We start from the raw sequence: 16651 nt of genomic DNA, 5'->3' as shown, positions 1-16651 counted from the left end.
AGCTAAATATTGAACGCGGGAGCGAATATACAATAGGTTGCTAATGTAAGTTATTTGTAAATTCAATTGTAAATTATAATGCAAACGATTCTCGTTTGATATATTTTATTTGCGCATTTAGGGGCAAACTGTTAAACAGCGCGGAGAAAGAGATGAGAACAGAATTAAAGTTGAGTTCTTTGGCCATTATGGTCACGGCGCTCATTGGCAGTGTCCATGGAACTGCGCAAGCAGCAACGGATCCTGCCGTTTTAGAACAAGCCATCGCAAAACAAGAAGTAGAATTACAACAGTTAAAACAACAATTATCTGAATTAGCCGCACAACAGCAGCAACAGCAAGTACAGCAGGCTGAATACCAAGCTAAAACGAGCACTGTAGTCGATCGTGTTGATACAGCTGCCGATAAACTCAGCAAATTTTCGTTTCAATCCTATGGCAGCGCGATTTATACCAGCGATGAGTATTTTGATAATGTGCAAGATACTACGCCAGAGCGGCGTAATCGGTTTGATTTAGAGCGTGTCGTTACTGAGTTTGGCTACCAATTTACTGATGTTTGGAGTATGGAAGTCGAAATTGAATACGAACATGGCGGTACGGGGACATCACTTGAGTACGACGGTTTCGATGAGTTTGGTGAGTTTGAAACTGAGGTCGAAGCCGGTGGTGAGGTGGTCGTTGAAAAGGCTGAACTGCGTTATCGCCCTTCCAAAGCATTCGGAGTGAAATTCGGTAATATTCATGTACCAATCGGTTTGACCAGTATGTTGCATAAGCCAAATCAGTATCTTACTGTGATGCGACATAAAAGCGAAGCCGCCATGATCCCCGCTGTTTGGAATGAAAATGGTATCGGTGTTTATGGCGAAATAGCCGATTTTCATTACCAAGCACAAGTTATTAGTGGCCTTAATTCAGAATATTTTAGAACCTATGATTGGACTGCATCTGGGCATCAAAAACGTTTTGAACATGTGAATGGTGATGATTTAGCCTTTGCAGGACGTCTAGATTACGGTGATTTCAAAAAAGGTTCGGCAGTCGGCGTGGCTTATTATTATGGCAATACCAGCGACAATCGTCATAAAAGCAATAAAATTGATGAAGATGGCACCGTTAGTATTGTCTCTGCTGCTGGAGCATATATTGAAGGCCCTTGGATTTTACGCGGTCAGTACCTTTATGGCACGTTAAGCGACAGCGATGCCATCACCCAAGCTAATAAAACCACTCCAGGTTTGAAACCTGGTAACTTCGCGCAGCTAGGCTCGAAATCACAGGCCTTTTTCGTCGAAGCGGGTATCGATTTAAATCATTTCACCTCAGTTCCGTTAACGGTATTTGCCAACATAGATTACTCCAATCCTTTAATGGAAGTCGAAACTGGCACCGCCACCAAGCGCTTTGAAAATACTTGGACTAGCGTTGGCGTGAACTATTTTCCAATACCACAAATAGTGATTAAAGCGGAAGCCGGCTTGCATCAAGTTGCCGTTGCTAGCATACCCGATACTCACTTTTTCGCCCTTGGCGTGGGTTATCAATTTTCGCTCTAATCTCTCAATTTTGCTGGAACCAATAGGAACTTAATATCATGACATTACGTAAAACAGCCATTGCTCTTGCGCTTATGAGCACCTTAGCCGCCTGTGGTGGTTCTGGGTCGGATGATTCAACGCCAAGCACGCCAACTACACCAGATAATAAGTTTAGTTTTACTGCCACAGAGATGATCACTAACCTCACTGACGACGTTATTGTTGCGGGTTATGCTGACCTAGCATTGCAAGCGCAGGCGCTTTTATTGGCGACTCAAAAACTAACGAACTCAACAACACAAGCCGATTTAGACGCCGCTCAAGCAGCATGGAAGGCGGCTCGTTTACCTTGGGAGCAAGGCGAATCACATATTTTTGGTCCTGTGGATTCGCTGAGTATCGATCCGCACTTGGATAGCTGGCCGCTCAATACCACCGATCTTCAAACGCAGTTAAACACTCATTCCGGTTTTGATGCACAGACGATTAAAGGCTGGAATGACGATGTGCAAGGTTTCCATACCATCGAATATCTATTATTTGGTGACGGCGTTAATGGCAACACTAAGCCCATTAATCAACTCACGGTCAAAGAGCGCGAGTATCTGATTGCATTGGCAGAAGTGTTTCGTGACTACACTAAGCAACTCGATGATGCTTGGCAGATAAACCACAATCCACAGGATACTGCGGCTAAACCCTATGCAGAATTATTAAAAAATCCAGGCGTGACAGGTAATACTATTTATTCATCGCAACTGGCGGTAGTTGAAGAATTGATTAACGGCATGATAGCCATTGTTGATGAAGTCGGTAACGGTAAAATTGCCGATCCTTTTGGCAGCTCGCTGGCGACAGCCGACACCTCAAAGGTGGAGTCGCAGTATTCTTGGAACTCATTAGATGATTTTGCCAATAATATCATTGGTGTGCGTAACGTTTATCAAGGTGAGTTTACCGGTAATAGCGACAAACAGGGCATAGTGAATTTTGTGGCCGCTGCTGATGCGAACTTAGCCACTCGCGTAAGCAGTGAAATTGATGATGCCATTATCAAAATTCGCGCGATTTCTGGCAGCAACCAACAACCTTTCCGCCAAGCTATAAAAGATGATGCGGGTCGTGCCCGTATCCAAGTGGCGGTGGATGCTCTAACGAAGCTGAAAACGACATTGGAATCTGATGTCATACCTTTGCTGTCTCGTTGGAAATCTTAATTTGTAATGCCGAGTCTTGCTAAAACAATTGGTTTTAGCATTTGATAACGCCAAGTGGCGTAGCTCGCTTGGTGTTTATACCCTGCAGCAAGGGTGCCGTTGTGTCATTGCTGCCGGGTCATGCTTATTTGTGTGAGATTGAAGATGAACAACAGACACGTTTTAATCGGCGCATTACTCCTTGGCGGTATACAGCTTACCGGTTGTGGTGGCAGTGGTGATGCAGAAGATACGGTGACCCCCACGCCTGAACCGATTACCTATCCTGAATATACCGATATGACCGCCAGTGGCGGCGCAACGACAACCTATGATGCTGGCAATTCGGGTCATGGATTTTCAACTCCTTCGATAAATTTAACAGCAACAGAGCTTGCGCTGCACATGGAGGGCGATAAGTTTTTTGAAACCTCTTTTACTACCGCGCCTAATGCCGAACACCCTGAATTAGACGGTTTAGGCCCAGTATTTAATAACACAAATTGTAATGCTTGCCATCAACGTGATGGACGTAACTCAACCCCGCAAGTCAGTGCTGGTCAAACGCGGGTTAAATTGGGTTCGGAAGCGGGCATCTTTTTACGGATAAGTCAGGCGGCCAATGAAGTTTGCATCAAAGGCGATGTGAGCAATGACTATTGCGCGCCGATCCCTGTGCCAGATTTTGGTGGACAATTATTTCACCGTGGTGTGCTGCAAGCGCGTCCTGATTGGCAACAGAATCAGTTTATTGGGCAAGCGGATGTTTACCTCTCCTATGAAACAAAGACCGTGGTCTACCCAGATGGCAGCCAAGTCTTATTGAAAAAACCATTATTTGCCGTGGAGAACCCCTACGATGCCCCCGGTGAAACTAAACAAAGTGCTAATTTGACCTCAAACCTATTACAAGATGATGTGTTAATGGGGTGGCGTAATGGCATGCCCGTGTTTGGTTTAGGCTTGCTTGAAGCCATCGCCGAAACCGATATTTTGCAGCACCTTGATGAAAATGATGCTAATAACGATGGTATTTCTGCAAGGGCAAACTATGTTTTTGACGCTGTAAAAGCCCAAGCAGGAGATGTGTATCCTGTGTCGTTAGGTCGTTTCGGCTGGAAAGCGAATACTCCAAGTGTGCGAGTGCAATCCTTAGGTGCACTACGTGGTGATATTGGGATTACTAATCCCTTATTTCCCGATGAAAGCATTAAAGGTAGCGCACTGCATGATGCTTATCTCACTCGAACTGGCTTTGTTGATACGGGGGAAGATGAAAATGGCGCCCCCGAGGTAGGAGCACAGTTTAGTGATGCCGTGGTGTTTTATGCCGAAACCTTAGCGGTTCCTGCAAGGCGCAATGTGACACAACCGCAGGTGAGGGAAGGCGCCCGATTATTCACAAAGCTCAATTGCACTGGGTGCCATGTCCCTTCTTTTACTACTAAAACCAGTGGTGAAATTGGTGGGCGAGCCATGAGTGAAAGTTTAAAAGGCCAAAAGATTTATCCTTTCACCGATTTATTACTACACGATATGGGAGACGGACTTGCCGATGGTCGCCCTGATTTTTTAGCCTCTGGCAATGAATGGCGTACACGGCCATTATGGGGCATAGGGCTAACCCAGACAGTCAATCCACAGGCGGGTTTCTTGCATAATGGACGAGCTGCAACCTTAGAAGAAGCCATATTGTGGCATGGCGGTGAGGCTGAAAAGAGTCAAAACGCATTTGTGGCATTATCTAAAAATGAACGCGAGCAAGTCATCGCATTCTTAATGTCGTTGTAATATCTAACAGGGCTAATCTAACGGGGCGATGTTGTCGACTCATCCTTTTTAGTCTATTTCAAAAAGGGCAAACCTCAGGGTTTGCCCTTTTTTGTGAGCTGGCTAAAACAACCGCATATACTCGGTATCTTTGGCGTTAAGCCCGTGATCTATTTCATGTAAATGGCAGAGTAAATCGCCTAATATGAAGTATCTTAAGTGTTATTTCCTTTTGTGTACTTAGCTAAATGCTACTGGAACGTTAATGACTCACAATGCACTCATGGGTATTAGCGTTGCTATCGAGTCAGCATTTTATATGTTGCTAATGGTTATTTTGCTTAGACTAAATCGAGGCTAAATTGAAAAAAATTCTCATTATTTATTCTAGTGTTCACGGCCAGACTCAAAAAATTGCCACTAAATTAGCGCAGCAGCTAATCGGTTTGGGTAATTCAGTGGTGACTGCTGATATCAAGGCTGCCCCAGCCCTTAATGAGTTTGACAAAGTCATTGTTGGCGCCAGTATCCGCCACGGTAAACATAACCCTCGTTTGTATGAGTTTATTGAAAAGCATCAAACGGTATTGGCGAGTAAAGTCAGTGGATTTTTCTCTGTCAGTTTGGTCGCACGTAAACCCACTAAAAATACTGCTGAAACAAACCCTTATATACAGGCTTTTTTGAGTAAGACCACATGGCGACCACAATTATTACAGGTTTTTGGTGGTAATTTAAATTATCAAGGTTACAACATGTTAGATCGAAACGTTATTCGATTTATCATGTGGTTAACCAAAGGCCCGACGGATCCTGTGACCAATGTTGAATACACTGACTGGCATAAAGTCGATGAATTTGCTGAACAAATTCATCGTGCTTAAATGTGATAGTTGAAATAACAACGCTGTTTACCACTATGGGATTATCTCTTGCACGGAGCAGCATTCAACAAAACTGTATTAAAGAGTTGAGTATGTTCTTTATCAGGGAGGAGTTATAAATATGCTAGCTATGCTCAGGTCTCGGTGCCGTATGCTGATGACATATCTGCATGTAGGAATAGTGATATTAAGCAGCCTACTTGTGTGCACTAGCCCTTGGATTATGATGTTGCGGCGGGTACCCGATAATGCTGGCCTTTGGGATTATTTACACGTGTATTTAGGTTTAGCCTGCACAGGTCTTGGTATCCTTTTTTTAATCAATAACTGTTTGCAAAGTAAGTGGCGCCAATATTTTGGTTGGTTAGTTGGCGATGGCATGCAGTTAAAACAGGACATTGTCGGGCTTGTAAAAGGCAAATTTCCTATCGCAGGTGGCAAAGGGCTATTTAGCGCGATTGAAGGCATTGGCATGTTGCTGCTGGTGGCAACAGGTCTTAGCGGTTTAATCTGGTTTCTATTTCAAGGCACGGCTACTGCGATAGAGTGGCGTGGTTATCATCAGTTATTTGCACAGGCATTTATTGGTTTTTTAGTGGTGCATTTACTCTTGGCTATCAGTCATATCATCGATTTTATTCGGCAATAACTTGCTTCAGTCTTTTTAAACTTAAAAAAATGGCCTCAATATTGAGGCCATTTTTTGATATTGGCTAACGCCAAATTAGTTAAAACGTCGCTGACGAGTGATGCCTATTACAGCGGCGAAGGCTAAAAATAACCCACCTAAACTGCCGCCTGATGAGGTTTTAGCAGGAGCGATATCTTTCTCAATAGCAAGGTAGTTAATTAACCCAATTAACTCATCTAAGGTTTTGATGCTGCTTAAGTTAACCGCATATTTATCGTTCACAATAAAGGCCGGTACGCTCTCAATCTTGAATTCGTTTTGCTGAGTGCGCCACAACGCGAGCTTTTCATTGGTGCTTTGACTGTCGGCGATTTTATCGTACTGGGCTGCATCGACACCTAGTGGGGCAAAGATTTTTTTAATATCATCACGATTATTGATTTGCTGCTCATGTTCATGGCCAGCAGCGCTGTGATCGTGACCATTTTGGGCTTCTACACCTTGAATAGCGCTGAACATGGCATGGGTTAGGGCATCTTTATTATCCACGCTTTGGATCACGGCCAGTGAGCGCATAACTTCAGTGCCAATGTCGCTATTCATAAAATCGACATGCTTGCTATCAAAGCTTACTTTTGGGTTGAGATTAGCTTTAATATCGGGCAGATAATTGGTTTCCATATTGAAGCAGTTATGACAGTAAAATGAGTAAAACTCAGTAAGTTTTGGCTCGCTGCTTGGCGCTTTGGTAGAGATTTGAGTGTAATGCGTACCTTCAACAAAATTGGCAGCAAAGCTGCTCAATGGAGTGATCACTAAGGTGACAGCCAAGGCTAATTGTTTAATCATAATGTCCTCAAATTTGATGGTGTTAAATACGTGGTATCAATCATTGTGCTTTGTCAGCGTTGGTATGATTAGCATAAGAGTAAAATGAACGGCAACATAAGCGTGAGTCTAGCTAAAATACCAGCATTAATGGGTAGGTTTAGGTTAAATGGAAAGGCTTAATTATGGCTGAATTAGCGTGTTCTGGCTGTGCTAAATCTGTGATCTCAATAGAAGTTTTACTGTAGATTTATAGGAGTGTAAGCGGGATCACATCACCACGTTGCAGAGTTTCTGCCCTAGCCGAGATAAAGCGTGAGTCGAAGCGCCATAGGATTGGATGTTTGTGCAATATCTCACGTGAGCATCAAACGCCGTTTACATGGTACCATTAAAACGGCACCACATAGGGCATAGTGCAGTATTGAGTAGCAATGTTTACGCTGCATCTTTTAATGACTGCCAAGCCTCACAGACCTCTCTAAAGCGCGCTGCATCACCATCGGGTCGATCAGGATGCCATTTTAGAGCTAATCGCCGCCACTGTTTGCGGATATCGCGCGCGGTGGCACTTTCGTCTAACTCGAATACTCTTAAGGCATTGCCCTTATTCATCAAGTTGATATTTAAGCCAATATAGCTTTTATAATTACTCCAAAAGGCTTCGAGTAGCTCCCGCACCACGTTTTCACTGGTGTCGTAATTATTCCAATCAAGGTAATAGTCACGCAGAGAACTATCCTGCATTATCAAGGCATTAACATTGGATGGCACTAAACGAAATATTTGAATTTCCATGGCTTTAACTTGTAGCCATTGTTTGGGTAGTAATATTTCTTGCAGTTCAAACAGGGCGTTCATCAGTAAAAAATTACGTTTAAAGAGATCATTGCCGGGGTTTTCATCGAGCTGATGCAACAGGCCTTGGCTTTGTAACTCTGCTGCTAAATGGTGAATCTTCCAGCTTTGGTTTGAAGCTTGTAAAACAGTCAGTACCGACCAAATTAATGGGTTATCGCCTTTAGTGTTCGCAACTCGAATCGATTGAGGTTCTTCAGTGAGAGAGGGTTTGGCAAATAACATACTGACTGTCCCATCCTAAATAGTGAGTGTAAATATGGCGCCGATAACGTGTATTAGGCCGCTAAAAAGCATTAAACCGCAGAACATTAAAGATTTATGCAACGACTTATTCGACTTTTTCAAACTGTGTCTTAAATCATGCCATAGAGCCAAAGTGTAGGCAAAGGTGAATTTTACAGCAATAGCACAGCAGGCTGCTTCTACTGTGAGTAATGTTATTGTCAATGCTCACTTAATACATAAATTGCAGGCTGACAGTTTGAGGCGGCTATTGAGCGGTATTAAATATAAAAGACCCTTACTGATATCGTTATAAAACAAGGGTCTTATCAGCCTTTGGTTGAAAAACGTCAAATAAGCTGTTTATCAGTGTTAGATTTCAGTGAAAATCTTATCCAGTGCTAGACGCGATTTAGGCAACTTAGCATTGAAATCTTCTTCTGCACGGTAGCCAAGAGCAACCACGACAGACGCGCATAAACCTTGTTCTCTTAAACCTAACACTTGATTTAATTGAGTTGCATCAAAGCCTTCAATTGGGCAAGCATCGATATCTAATACGCTGGCGCCGAGCATTAGAGTGCCAAGGGCTAAGTAGACTTGTTTTTCCATCCAATGCTGGGCATCTTTCAGTTCATAATTGTGCATATTCACGAAAAAAGAGCGACCTTTGTGCTGCGCTTGCTTAGCTTCTTCGGTCGCAAAACGGCCATCTTTAGCTTCTTGTTCTAATACTTGCTGTAAGTGTGCATCGTCTAGTTGGGTACGAGTACAAAGCACGACCACATGGGACGCATTAAGGATTTTTTGAGTATTAAAGGCGAAGTGTTCTGTTGCTTGGGCAATTAACGCTTTACCTTCGGCAGTGCTCGCTAACACAAAGTGCCACGGCTGTGAGTTAGTGGATGATGGGCTAAATTGTAATAAAGTTTTGATTTCTTGTATTTTATCAGTAGGGATTGTCTTCGTTGGATCAAAGGCTTTTGTGGTGTAACGTTTTTTAGCAAGAAAACTTAAATCACTCATGTAACGGCTCCAATTCATCAAAATGTACAAATGCAATGGCAGCATTCTAAGCGGGTTTACATAAAATACAATGTGATCACGGCAGATGTTAGGGGCAAAAACGTTAAACGGGCTGGGGGTCAAGGTTTAAACGCAAAAAGCATTATGGATATTCTGCATATGAGTTTGGTACATTTACCGTTGAAGTAAGAGCGAACGGACTATTCATTTGAATCCTTTACTCACTGCACGCTCTGATAAAAGTAACGGCAGTGAGTATGATTATTTCACATTATTCAATCTAACCAGCACGCAGCACTTTACTTAAAAATGCTTGGGTACGGGCTTCTTTTGGGTGACTAAATAGCGCATCGGGTGGGCTAGATTCGACCACATAACCGCCATCCATAAAAATCACTCGATCGGATACATCCCGTGCAAAGCCCATTTCGTGGGTCACAATCACCATGGTCATGCCCTTTAGTGCTAAGTCTTTCATCACGTCGAGTACATCGCCGACCATCTCAGGATCGAGTGCCGATGTTGGCTCATCAAACAACATTAAGTCTGGCTCCATGGCTAATGCGCGGGCAATGGCCACCCTTTGTTTTTGTCCACCCGATAAACTGGCGGGGTAGGCATTGGCTTTATCGCTTAAACCAACCTGTGCCAGCAGGTCGAGAGCTTTTACCTCAGCTTGTGCTGGCGTCATCAGCTTTAGGCTAATGGGCGCTAAGATAATGTTTTGCATTACTGTTTTATGTGGAAACAGATTAAAGTTTTGAAACACCATGCCCACTTTTTGCCGCAATTTATCCACACAGGCGTTTGGTGCTGTGATGAGCTGACCTTCAATCTCGATATCACCTTGGCTAGGTTGCTCCAACAGATTGATACAACGTAAAAAAGTACTTTTTCCGCTGCCACTAGGGCCGATTACGCTGACGACTTCGCCCTGACGAATATGCTCACTAATGCCCTTGAGCACGTGGTTATCGCCGAAGTTTTTATGCAGGTTGGTTATTTTAATCACTTTGTTTCAACCTCTTTTCAAATTTCGATAGCACGAAGGTGAAGCTGTACGTCAGGAATAGATAAATAAGGGCGCAGGTAAATAACGGCACACTGTCTTCAAAGGTGCGGCTACGGATGATTTCACCCGCACGCATTAAATCAACGCCACCGATAAAGCCAATAACGGCGGTTTCCTTGAGGAGTACGATAAATTCATTACCTAGTGCAGGCAGAATATTTTTAATCGCTTGGGGCAAAATAATCGATTTCATGGTCATCGTTTGCGATAAACCGAGTGAACGTGCCGCTTCGGTTTGATCTTTGTCGACAGCTTGAATCCCCGCGCGGATAATCTCAGAAATATAAGCGCCGCTATTAAGGCCAAAAGCGATAATGGCTGCGGTGATTTTATCGACATCCAAGGCTGAAAGTACGATGAAGTAAAGAATCACTAACTGTACTACAACAGGGGTGCCGCGGATCACGCCGACATAAAGATTGGCGGGAAAGCGGATATACCACTTAGACGACATCTTCATAAATGTTGTGCCAATGCCTAACACTGCACCTAATAACATGGCGAAGAAAGTGACGATTAATGTCACCTTCAAACCATTTAATATCAGCAGTATACCTATCATGCCATCTTCGCCAATTGGGCTAAATAGCGAATTATTAATTGCGTCTATCATGCTGAAATCACTTTATATGGGCAGAAACAAGTGTCTGGTATTGGCCGTCGGCTTTCATTTTTGCCAGTGTACTATTGATGCTGGTCAACAGTTCTGGTTGCTTTTTTGAAACGGCAAAGCCGTAAAACTCAGCCGGAAAATCAAGTTTTATCAGCTTTAATTCAGGATTTTTTGCCAGATAATTAGCCGCAGGTTCGCTGTCAAATAATACCAAATCTACTTTGGCATTTTTAAGCTCCATAATGGCCTCAAAACCGGTATTAAAAGCGGTCACATTTTCGGTGTATTTTTTTGCCATAATGTCGGCAGTAGAGCCTAATTGCACCGCAAAATGCTTACCTTTAATATCTTCAATTGTTTGAATACTATCGTTCTCTTTGTTTACTAGCACGACTTGCGTTGCTTCGTAGTAGGGTTCAGAAAAGTTAACGCTTGCTTGGCGTTCAGCGGTAATAGTCATGCCTGAAGCAATAAAATCAATTTTACCTGAGTTGAGTGCGACGATCAGCGAATCAAACTTCATGTTTTCGACTTTCAATGTTTTACCGGCATCTTTGGCGATTTGTTTTGCTAACTCGATATCGAAGCCTTTGATTTCATCACCACTTTGGCCGCCAACATATTCAAAAGGTGGAAATGCCGCGTTGGTGCCAACAACTAACACGTCGTCGCTTTTTCCACATCCTGCTAACAACAAGGTGGCTGTTAATGTCAGGCCGCCTAATAACATGGATTTTTTCATTTAAGACTCTCTTGTCGTTTTCATTATCAGTGTGGCGACTATAGGCAGACACTGAATGCGTGTCAATATTTATGCTGTTAATTTGATTAATAATTCACTTTTGGATGTTTGCTTATAGCATGGGGACGATGAATTGACACCTTATGTCTGAGTTGTGCTTTGTTGGTTAAATATTTGTTTGTATACAGGTGTCTGACATTGTTGTAAGTTTTTAGCCTCCTTCGCAGGTGTTTATGTTAGTTATTTTTAAGCGACTTGTTGTGGTGTAAATATTCACTTATGCATCAAAGCTAAAACTAACTAATGAGCGCATAAACCCAGAATTAACTCGTTGAGGCACGTTATTCATCGCGCCATTTTTATCGATGTTATGCTAATTTTATACAGTGTTAACCACGGGTTTATCGACGCTACAGGCCATCGAATATGCGCTAGGAGCTTAAAGTGAACTATCTCAATTTGGCATTAGTTTGTGCTGCCCTGTGTGCATCGGGGGCGCTAAAGGCTGAGGAGCAAACTCAGTGGCATTACAGCTTAGGTATCCACGATTTTATTGTTGAGGATTCGCACACTCCAGGGGTAAATGCGAGTTTATTAATCGAACATCGCACCCAAACCGATATTCTGTTGACGGCGGCGATTGATATTTATTTCGATATCGATATAGATAAGCTCGATCCTGATCATATCCCCGTGTGGTTTAAGTCTGACTATGCTACCAGTGGCGAGATTTACCGTGTAAATTCTGATTTTTCATTGGGTTGGCAGCTTGATTTACAGGGAAAACGTAACACGGTCAGTTCAGTCGAGAAGCAAGTTAAGTTGTTTCCTGAACTAACGGCCAACTTTGATGGACAGCAATTACAAGCGCAATTGAAAGCGGGGGCGGGTTACTATTATCTTGAAATCGATGATGATGTGCCTAAAACGCGAGGTTACGATCGTAGCGATTTTGGTAATAGTGAGTTTGCATATACCTTGATGGGGCAGTTAGGTATAGATGCGACCGCTGAGCTACATATGCAAGTTGCTGCACAAACTTGGCAAGATGATGATCAATGGCTAGAGCGTCAATATCGATTCGAGATGAGTTATCAAACTGATTTATGGTATCCCAGCAGCGAATTAGTGCTTAGTGCTGAACATACCCAATACAATTTAGAACACTACGCTAAAGTGGATGTTAATTCGGCTGACTATTTACCTATTTTACCTTGGGATAGCGATACTCTAGTGCGTCTAAGCCTTGTTATCCCTTGGTAAAAAACCGCATTATTGTTGCGTTAAGTGCTTTTTGACTAAATTAATCATGGCTTGTGCGGCGAAGGATAATACCTGATCTTTACGCCAAAATAGTGATAACTCCCAGCGTAGCTCATCACTCGCCAGCGGTATATTCACCACACCAGACACGCTGTAACGCCGCGCAATTGATCGCGGTAATACCATCACGCCAGTCCCCGCTGCAACTAAGGCTATACCAAAGTCAGCTTGGCTAACACGAGTAATATTTTTAGGGGTAAATCCGGCGTGTTGGCAGGCTCTGAGCACTAATTGGTAAAGAGTATACTCGGTTTCAAACATCACTTGTGGTTCGTTACTAAGGTCGCTAAATAGTAATATGTCCCTAGTTGATAAAGGATTTTCTTTAGGTAGTACGACGACCATAGGATCATTAAATACACGGATACCCTCATAACCATCATCAACTTCGATAATGCCTGTCGCAAGTTCAATTTCACCCTTTTGGATCGCTGCGGTTTGTTCTACGCCACCACGGACGAGCAAGTGCATATCAATTTGCGGATATTGCTGACGATATTTAGCAATAATGGGCGCAAAAATTTCCGCACTGCCTAATGGAGCTAACCCGAGTTTGAGCTCGCCAGCTGTTAAGCTGCGCTGCGCGGTGAGTTCAGCAAGCATGCGTTGCCGGCCTGCGAGTAAGTCCTTGCCATGGCGATAGACGACTTCACCGGCGGGGGTGAGCTTGACATGGGTGCCGCGTTTACCGCGTTCGAGTAAGGTAAGATCGAGCTCCAGCTCTAATTGGCGCACGGCTTTTGATAGCGCTGGTTGCGTGAGATGAACTCTTTCGCTGGCCTTACCAAAGCCTCCGGCATCAACGATTTCGATAAAATAACGAATGACTTTGAGATCCACCTGAATTCACCTTTTAATGTATTCCTAAAATTCATGTATTGCATTCTTAATATTCATTTTTTTTATCAAATAAGCAAGCCTAGAATAGCCCCATAGAAAATTTGTTCTAACCGAGAAAATCATGTCATTCCTACAAGCCACAATACGTCAATGTCGACATTGGGCTTTGTTATTAACCCAAATCGGCCTCTTTTGTTTACTGTCCTTTGCTTGCCACTGGTTCGCGACTTGGACGCATTCTCCGATCCCTGGAAGTGTGATTGGCCTAGCTGTCCTTTTGTTTCTATTGGGTTTTAAACTAATTCCTGAAAATGCAGTACAACTGGGCGCCGCTTGGTTGATTGGTGAATTACTGTTATTTTTTATCCCTCCAGTGATTTCAGTGATTAAGTACGAGGCCTTATTTGAGCAATACGGCACCAATATCTTGTTCACCTTAGTGATGGGTAGTGTGTGTGTGATGTTTGGCACTGGTTTTGTCGTCGATAGAGTGTTTCGTTTTGAACGCCAACTGAACATCAAAAAGCAGGCCCGTCGCCACGCTAAGGCAGCTTAGCTATGGCTAATTCAAATGTGGTTGATTTTGTCATGTCACAAACGGGGTTAGCTTTATTTAGCTTACTGCTTACCGTATTTTGTTATTTTGGCGCTAAACGTTTATACAAATACCATAGAGTCTGGTGGTTGGCGCCGATAGTATTAGCACCGATAGTGATTACCTTGTTGGTATTTAATCTTGAAATACCATTACCTACTTATTTCGAATATACCCATTGGTTGATGGCTATGTTAGCACCAGCAACGATTGCCTTTGCTTTGCCTATCTACCGTGAGCGTAAGCTTATCCGCCAATATCCACTGACGATTGCTTTAGGAGTGCTTGCGGGCTTATTTTTAGGAATGATTTCTTCTTGGCTGCTCGTTAAGTTTGTTCCCTTACCGGTGGAATTGTCTAAGAGTTTGTTGGTGCGCTCGGTTTCGACTCCCTTCGCGCTGGAGGCTACCAGTGCTTTTGGCGGTGTACCTGAATTAACAGCCATGATGGTGTTAATCACTGGCGTGATTGGTATGTTGGTGTGTGAGCCTTTATTCAAATTTATGCGGATTCGTACTTCATTAGGTAAAGGTGTTGCCCTAGGCGCATCAGCCCATGGTGCAGGCGCTGCGAAAGCTAATGAGATTGGCCAGCAAGAAGGGGTTATCGCCAGCTTAACGATGATTTTTATCGGTATTGCTATGGTGCTAGGCGCCCCTATTTTTGCCTTGATCTTTATCTAGATTTTGAATTTTATCGCGTGAGTTTTATGGCTTGAATTTACACATCTCAATTTTGGCAAATTTGCCTCTTCGGGCGCTAACACCTTCTCAGTTATGCGCCTTTTTTTTTGCGTGAGATTAATCCGCTAAAATATGACATGCTGTACTAAGTTGAAATACATTGTATTCGTGGGCGCTTTAGAATATCCCAAACGCATTTTTAACTGATCTTACTGTGTAGTTTTCGTGGAAAGTATAAAAACTTGTATATTATTTTTATTGCCAATGATTCTACTGTAAAAACTCTTTTTTAAAGAGGTACTGACTGTAGTAGGTCAAAAGTTTGTATCTAGCCGCTCGATTATTGAAAGTTAATGACAGGTTAAGCTGATTTAACATCGGCAAATCGGCAAGAAAGTGCTGATCTTGCAGATAAAAATCTATTTACATTCTATTTCTTTCGCTGAAGAACTCCTATACTTAGCCAAACCTTGTGCCATAGCACAATCGATCCCTTTTTTATTCAGTGAAACTTAAATGAAGATCCGTTTACTACTCAGTAGTTTTATCCTTGTATGCAGCAGTATGACTGTTGCCACGACAGCGCATTCTGCCGATTCGGCTCCTGTCCCAGTTAACTATGCTAGCTATGCCAGCAAAAGTACCGTTAAAAAAGTAATAATGAAACAGCAAGAGGTGGCATCGAGTAGTGCCATGGTGGTTGACCTTAAAACCAATGAGGTTTTATATTCGAGTAACCCTAATGCTGTAGTACCCATTGCTTCAGTGACTAAGCTGATGACGGCGATGGTGACCCTTGATGCAAAACTCGCAATGGATCAAAAGTTAGCAATTAATATTAGTGAGACAAAAGAAATGCGCGGCGTTTATTCTCGGGTGCGTATTGGCAGTGAGATTAGCCGTAAAGATATGTTACTGCTGACGTTAATGTCATCTGAAAACCGTGCTGCTGCAAGTCTTGCCCACCATTATCCCGGTGGCCATAAAGCTTTTATTAAGGCAATGAATGCCAAGGCTAAAGCGCTTGGCATGAAAAATACCCGCTATGTTGAACCTACGGGTTTGTCCTATAAAAACGTCTCCAGCGCTAGCGATCTTATCGTGCTGCTTAAAGCCAGTGAGGGTTATCCCATGCTAGGCCAATTAAGCTCGACCGAGAAAAAGACAGTTACCTTTGCTAAGCCAAGATATAATTTGGATTTTCGTAATACTAACCGATTGGTTTATAAAGATAACTGGAATATCCATCTGACTAAAACTGGCTTCACTAACGAAGCGGGGCATTGTTTAGTGATGCGCACTGAAATGGCAAAACGCCAAGTCGCCTTTGTCGTGCTTGATGCCTACGGTAAATATACACATATTGCCGATGCTAACCGTCTACGTAACTGGTTAGAAACGGGTAAAGTGACTCCTATTCCTGCCGAAGCAAAGCTGTATAAAAAACAACGTAGCCAGCAGCAACTAGCTAAGTTGAGCAAAACCTAAGGTTGTAATGGTTTTAATTATTTTAAACAAAGCGTTAATTATATTTAAATCATAAATTTCTATGCAAGTAATGTGTAAATAAGTGCGCTAATAAGTGTGTTAATTAATTCTCGGCAGACGACCTTAAAGGTCGTCTCGTTCGAAACATTTGATCATTTTGAAGTTTGTAGTTAATGGCCCACCTATCTCCCTTCAATATATTGCTCTAGGGTTAAGCAATCGTCGAACAGGCTTAATTCGAATCATCACCTGCATTTTGAATTTTTTGCTATCTGCTGATTATTACGCCAATACCCTCATTGATATAGATCGAGTGTTATTTACAAAATGGCAACC

The 16651-nt window shown here is 42.8% G+C and carries 16 protein-coding genes; 9 read left to right on the top strand and 7 right to left on the bottom strand.

The annotated features are described in order from the left end of the window. Positions 1–152: 152 nt before the first annotated feature. The 5 genes from BW947_RS15460 (at position 153) to BW947_RS15440 (ending at position 6040) form a co-directional block, all read left to right on the top strand. Positions 153–1559, top strand: a complete 1407-nt coding sequence (locus BW947_RS15460; protein WP_076501148.1) for a porin family protein — start codon at positions 153–155, stop codon at positions 1557–1559. 38 nt (positions 1560–1597) lie between these two features. Continuing rightward, complete coding sequence (locus BW947_RS15455) at positions 1598–2758, top strand: imelysin family protein (RefSeq protein WP_076501145.1); 1161 nt, start codon at positions 1598–1600, stop codon at positions 2756–2758. Between the two features lie 144 nt (positions 2759–2902). After that, positions 2903–4528: a di-heme oxidoredictase family protein gene (locus tag BW947_RS15450; RefSeq protein ID WP_076501142.1), complete on the top strand. Its 1626-nt coding sequence runs from the start codon at positions 2903–2905 to the stop codon at positions 4526–4528. 341 nt (positions 4529–4869) lie between these two features. Further along, positions 4870–5391: a menaquinone-dependent protoporphyrinogen IX dehydrogenase gene (gene hemG / locus BW947_RS15445; RefSeq protein ID WP_076501140.1), complete on the top strand. Its 522-nt coding sequence runs from the start codon at positions 4870–4872 to the stop codon at positions 5389–5391. A gap of 151 nt (positions 5392–5542) precedes the next feature. Then, positions 5543–6040, top strand: coding sequence for a cytochrome b/b6 domain-containing protein (locus BW947_RS15440; RefSeq protein ID WP_425272284.1), 498 nt, complete (start codon positions 5543–5545; stop codon positions 6038–6040). 75 nt (positions 6041–6115) lie between these two features. Here the strand turns inward: BW947_RS15440 and BW947_RS15435 are convergent, their stop codons facing one another. The 6 genes from BW947_RS15435 to BW947_RS15410 form a co-directional block, all read right to left on the bottom strand. Continuing rightward, positions 6116–6871 (bottom strand): DsbA family protein, encoded by a 756-nt coding sequence (locus BW947_RS15435; RefSeq protein ID WP_076501135.1) that lies wholly within the window; start codon positions 6869–6871, stop codon positions 6116–6118. 417 nt (positions 6872–7288) lie between these two features. After that, positions 7289–7933: a DNA-J related domain-containing protein gene (locus BW947_RS15430; protein ID WP_076501133.1), complete on the bottom strand. Its 645-nt coding sequence runs from the start codon at positions 7931–7933 to the stop codon at positions 7289–7291. Between the two features lie 372 nt (positions 7934–8305). Next, positions 8306–8959, bottom strand: a complete 654-nt coding sequence (nfsB, locus tag BW947_RS15425; RefSeq protein WP_076501130.1) for an oxygen-insensitive NAD(P)H nitroreductase — start codon at positions 8957–8959, stop codon at positions 8306–8308. Positions 8960–9239: 280 nt separating this feature from the next. Then, a complete protein-coding gene (locus BW947_RS15420; RefSeq protein WP_076501127.1) occupies positions 9240–9971 on the bottom strand; it encodes an amino acid ABC transporter ATP-binding protein in 732 nt (243 codons plus the stop codon). Next, the gene (locus BW947_RS15415) at positions 9964–10644 is read right to left on the bottom strand and encodes an amino acid ABC transporter permease (protein ID WP_076501125.1); all 681 of its coding nucleotides are present in this window, start codon (positions 10642–10644) and stop codon (positions 9964–9966) included. The genes BW947_RS15420 and BW947_RS15415 overlap by 8 nt, the downstream gene beginning before the upstream one ends. Positions 10645–10651: 7 nt before the next feature. Next, positions 10652–11386: a basic amino acid ABC transporter substrate-binding protein gene (locus BW947_RS15410; RefSeq protein WP_076501123.1), complete on the bottom strand. Its 735-nt coding sequence runs from the start codon at positions 11384–11386 to the stop codon at positions 10652–10654. Positions 11387–11830: 444 nt separating this feature from the next. Between BW947_RS15410 and BW947_RS15405 the strand changes: the two genes are divergently transcribed. Further along, complete coding sequence (locus BW947_RS15405) at positions 11831–12649, top strand: hypothetical protein (protein ID WP_076501120.1); 819 nt, start codon at positions 11831–11833, stop codon at positions 12647–12649. Positions 12650–12658: 9 nt separating this feature from the next. Here BW947_RS15405 and BW947_RS15400 read toward each other — a convergent pair whose 3' ends face one another. Next, on the bottom strand, positions 12659–13549 hold the full coding sequence (locus BW947_RS15400; RefSeq protein WP_076501117.1) for a LysR family transcriptional regulator: 891 nt from the start codon (positions 13547–13549) through the stop codon (positions 12659–12661). Between the two features lie 121 nt (positions 13550–13670). Between BW947_RS15400 and BW947_RS15395 the strand changes: the two genes are divergently transcribed. The 3 genes from BW947_RS15395 (at position 13671) to pbpG (ending at position 16315) form a co-directional block, all read left to right on the top strand. Then, positions 13671–14105 carry a CidA/LrgA family protein gene (locus BW947_RS15395; RefSeq protein ID WP_076501116.1) on the top strand — a complete coding sequence of 145 codons (435 nt, stop codon included), beginning with the start codon at positions 13671–13673 and terminating at the stop codon, positions 14103–14105. Between the two features lie 2 nt (positions 14106–14107). Then, complete coding sequence (locus tag BW947_RS15390; RefSeq protein WP_076501114.1) at positions 14108–14827, top strand: LrgB family protein; 720 nt, start codon at positions 14108–14110, stop codon at positions 14825–14827. Positions 14828–15343: 516 nt separating this feature from the next. Beyond that, positions 15344–16315 (top strand): D-alanyl-D-alanine endopeptidase, encoded by a 972-nt coding sequence (gene pbpG / locus BW947_RS15385; protein ID WP_076501111.1) that lies wholly within the window; start codon positions 15344–15346, stop codon positions 16313–16315. The last annotated feature ends 336 nt before the right edge of the window (positions 16316–16651 follow it).

The sequence above is a fragment of the Shewanella morhuae genome (assembly GCF_900156405.1).
Classification (GTDB): domain Bacteria; phylum Pseudomonadota; class Gammaproteobacteria; order Enterobacterales; family Shewanellaceae; genus Shewanella; species Shewanella morhuae.
The sequence above is the reverse complement of the archived record's forward strand: the minus strand, read 5'-3'. Positions and strand labels throughout refer to the sequence as shown.

What these genes read in the sequence shown, in the direction of transcription:
- BW947_RS15410 (WP_076501123.1), bottom strand. Translation starts at nt 11,386, where the DNA reads ATGAAAAAATCCATGTTATTAGGCGGCCTGACATTAACAGCCACCTTG.
- BW947_RS15415 (WP_076501125.1), bottom strand. Translation starts at nt 10,644, where the DNA reads ATGATAGACGCAATTAATAATTCGCTATTTAGCCCAATTGGCGAAGAT.
- BW947_RS15390 (WP_076501114.1), top strand. Translation starts at nt 14,108, where the DNA reads ATGGCTAATTCAAATGTGGTTGATTTTGTCATGTCACAAACGGGGTTA.
- BW947_RS15435 (WP_076501135.1), bottom strand. Translation starts at nt 6,871, where the DNA reads ATGATTAAACAATTAGCCTTGGCTGTCACCTTAGTGATCACTCCATTG.
- BW947_RS15395 (WP_076501116.1), top strand. Translation starts at nt 13,671, where the DNA reads ATGTCATTCCTACAAGCCACAATACGTCAATGTCGACATTGGGCTTTG.
- BW947_RS15455 (WP_076501145.1), top strand. Translation starts at nt 1,598, where the DNA reads ATGACATTACGTAAAACAGCCATTGCTCTTGCGCTTATGAGCACCTTA.
- BW947_RS15430 (WP_076501133.1), bottom strand. Translation starts at nt 7,933, where the DNA reads ATGTTATTTGCCAAACCCTCTCTCACTGAAGAACCTCAATCGATTCGA.
- pbpG (WP_076501111.1), top strand. Translation starts at nt 15,344, where the DNA reads ATGAAGATCCGTTTACTACTCAGTAGTTTTATCCTTGTATGCAGCAGT.
- BW947_RS15450 (WP_076501142.1), top strand. Translation starts at nt 2,903, where the DNA reads ATGAACAACAGACACGTTTTAATCGGCGCATTACTCCTTGGCGGTATA.
- BW947_RS15440 (WP_425272284.1), top strand. Translation starts at nt 5,543, where the DNA reads ATGCTGATGACATATCTGCATGTAGGAATAGTGATATTAAGCAGCCTA.
- BW947_RS15460 (WP_076501148.1), top strand. Translation starts at nt 153, where the DNA reads ATGAGAACAGAATTAAAGTTGAGTTCTTTGGCCATTATGGTCACGGCG.
- nfsB (WP_076501130.1), bottom strand. Translation starts at nt 8,959, where the DNA reads ATGAGTGATTTAAGTTTTCTTGCTAAAAAACGTTACACCACAAAAGCC.